Origin of the sequence: Sulfurihydrogenibium yellowstonense SS-5 (genome assembly GCF_000173615.1) — a bacterium.
GTDB classification, from domain to species: domain Bacteria; phylum Aquificota; class Aquificia; order Aquificales; family Hydrogenothermaceae; genus Sulfurihydrogenibium; species Sulfurihydrogenibium yellowstonense.
Map to the genome: position 1 here is coordinate 1 of NZ_ABZS01000201.1, position 2753 is coordinate 2753.

Annotated in this window: 3 protein-coding genes and 1 pseudogene; 1 reads left to right on the top strand and 3 read right to left on the bottom strand. The window is 34.3% G+C overall.

Features of this window, described 5'->3' with window-relative positions; translation table 11 throughout:
* Together SULYE_RS07510 and ispD are read right to left on the bottom strand one after the other, a co-directional pair.
* The coding region (locus SULYE_RS07510) for a pyridoxal-phosphate dependent enzyme (RefSeq protein WP_007548110.1) at positions 1-756 on the bottom strand (756 nt) is incomplete at its 3' end.
* A 212-nt stretch (positions 757-968) separates the two neighbouring features.
* On the bottom strand, positions 969-1634 hold the full coding sequence (ispD, locus tag SULYE_RS07515; RefSeq protein WP_007548111.1) for a 2-C-methyl-D-erythritol 4-phosphate cytidylyltransferase: 666 nt from the start codon (positions 1632-1634) through the stop codon (positions 969-971).
* A 63-nt stretch (positions 1635-1697) separates the two neighbouring features.
* Between ispD and thiD the strand changes: the two genes are divergently transcribed.
* Complete coding sequence (gene thiD / locus SULYE_RS07520) at positions 1698-2501, top strand: bifunctional hydroxymethylpyrimidine kinase/phosphomethylpyrimidine kinase (RefSeq protein ID WP_007548112.1); 804 nt, start codon at positions 1698-1700, stop codon at positions 2499-2501.
* Between the two features lie 150 nt (positions 2502-2651).
* Here the strand turns inward: thiD and SULYE_RS08770 are convergent.
* Positions 2652-2753: pseudogene (locus SULYE_RS08770) on the bottom strand (IS110 family transposase); the annotation flags it as partial.

Below are 2753 nucleotides of genomic sequence, written 5' to 3' on the forward strand. Positions count from 1 at the left end.
AAATATAGTTCTATCAAGCCTGTTTTCATCAAAAATACCCGGCTTTATGGAAGTTTCTATATATTTTAATCCTTCTATCCCATGAAATGGACTGTCCGGCTGAACGCCTATAACTTGAATATCCGGATTAAAGATTTTTAATCTTCTACCAGTTCCCATAACAGTACCACCTGTTCCTATTCCGGCAATAAAGTGGGTAATCTTTCCTTCTGTTTGATTCCAAATTTCCACTGCGGTAGAATCAAAATGTGCTTTCCAGTTTGCATCATTATTATATTGGTCTATGTAATAATATTTTTCTGGATACTTTTCAACAAGCTTTCTGACATATATAATTGCTCCATCTGTACTTTCAAGTGGATTTGTAAAATGGATTTTAGCTCCAAACGCTTTTATGATTCTTTTTCTTTCTTCGCTAACATTGGCTGGCATCGCAAGTTCAACTTGATATCCAAGAGCAGTTCCAACCATTGCAAGGGCGATTCCAGTGTTTCCGGATGTTGCATCTATGATAACTTTATCTTTCGTTAGTTTTCCGGAATTAATTGCCTCAACTATCATTCTTGTTGCCGGTCTGTCTTTTACAGAACCACCGGGATTATAAGATTCTAACTTTGCATAAATTTTTACATTTTTCTTTTTTATATCTTCAGGCAATGACCTGCTAAGTTCTACTAATGGAGTGTTCCCAACAAGCTCTAATATTGATTTTCTTGATTTTCTATAGCCTTCATCATGCTGTCCAAGTATCCACATAAAAGCCTCTTGGTTTTTTTGTAATTATTATATCAGTTAAGATTCAGGTTAGAAATTGCTAACATTTAAATCTTAGCTGTAAAGCTAAATAAAGTTGTGCGTCGGGTTAGAGATTCAGTAAAAGCGGGAGATTCTTCACCGGCTGCAGAATGAAAATTAGGCAATTTTTAACGTAGATATGTAGGCGTAGCTCATGAACTACATCAACACCATCAGCTCTTCATTTTTTCACCTTTAATAAAACACTCAACCATTTCTAAATCCTTCAAATAAGTAATCTTAAAATTAAAAAAACTACCCTCATTTAAAGTAATTCTATAACCAAGCTTTTCCATCAAAGCAGAATCATCTGTTGCTAAAATATTATTCTCTAATGCATACTCATGAGCTTTTAAGAGCTTTTTAAAATCAAAAACTTGAGGTGTTTGAACTACATAAATCTCATCTCTGTTTAAAGTTTCAACAATTTCATTATTTATCACTCTCTTTATTGTATCCGGAGACCTGTAGGCAGTGATAGAACCATCCCAACCGGCTTTAACATTATTAATTCCTTCTCTAAACATATTTACAGTAGCAAAAGGACGTGCAGAGTCATGAATTGCCACAATATCACAATCTGCAATTGCTCTTAAGCCACTATATACAGAAAACTGTCTCTCGCTACCACCCTCGACCCTTATTATTTTTTTAGAGGATTTTATCTCAATATCCAAATCTTCTTTTGGTAAAACAACCACTACAAAATCTATCTCTTCCACCCTTTCTATAGTTTTTAAAGAGTATTCAAAAATCTTTAAACCATTTATTTCTAAAAATTGTTTTTTTGCACCAAATCTATTACCTTTCCCACCTGCTAAAAGTATGCATCCTATCATAACGCACTCCAAAGGGTTTAAAATATAATTATAAATCAATAATTAAGATAAGGAGCCTAGAAGATGAGAAAAATTCCCAAGGCTTTAACAATTGCTGGCTCTGATAGTGGCGGTGGTGCAGGCATTCAAGCAGATTTAAAAACTATGACATCTTTGGGCGTATATGGCATGTCTGCTATTACGTCTATCACAGTTCAAAACACTGTTGGTGTTTTTGGTGTGTATGATTTGCCGCCGCAAGTAGTATACGACCAAATAAAAGTAGCTATAGAAGATATAGGCGTAGATTCTGCAAAAACCGGAATGCTATCAAATGCCGGTATAGTTGAAGCAGTGGCAAAAGCTGTAAAAGATTTTAAAATTCCAAATTTAGTGGTTGACACCGTGATGAGGTCTAAGTCTGGAGACCCGTTGTTAAAAATTGCCGACGAACAGGCTTTAAAAGAAAAAATAATTCCGTTAGCAGTTTTAATCACTCCAAACATTCCTGAAGCTGAAAGCTTGATAGGATTTAAAATAAAATCCTTAGAAGATGTAGAAAAAGCTTGTAAAAAACTATACTTAGATGGTGCTAATGCAGTACTTTTAAAAGGCGGACATGGTGAAGGTGAGAAAGCAATTGATGTGTTTTATGATGGAAACAGATTTGAATATCTTATATCAGAAAGAATAAACACAAAAAATACACATGGCACAGGTTGCACTCTATCTGCCGCAATCTCTTCATACCTTGCAAAAGGATACAGTCTTTTAGATGCTGTAAAGAATGCTAAGAACTACGTCCATAATGCAATTAAACACTCTTTAGATATTGGCCATGGACATGGGCCTTTAAATCATATGTGGCAGTTTTATAAAGATTTTTGATAGTTTTTTCATAAATAAATATCAAGATACGTCGGGCAAGAAATTCAACAAAAATACGAGATTCTTCGCTTCGCTCATAATGACAATTTTGATTATGACAATTTTGATTTTTGCAAGCAGTCTCTCGCTCAGAATGTTCTATGTTAAATGTCAAGTACAAAAATTTTCATCAATGGTCTTCTGTTTTTTATACACCATATGCCTGTCTTAATAACTTATGTGCTACAGCTACTAATGCTAACTTTTTAGCTT

Bases quoted from the DNA above. Each gene is read 5' to 3' on its own strand.
- ispD (WP_007548111.1), bottom strand. From the start codon at position 1,634: ATGATAGGATGCATACTTTTAGCAGGTGGGAAAGGTAATAGATTTGGT.
- thiD (WP_007548112.1), top strand. From the start codon at position 1,698: ATGAGAAAAATTCCCAAGGCTTTAACAATTGCTGGCTCTGATAGTGGC.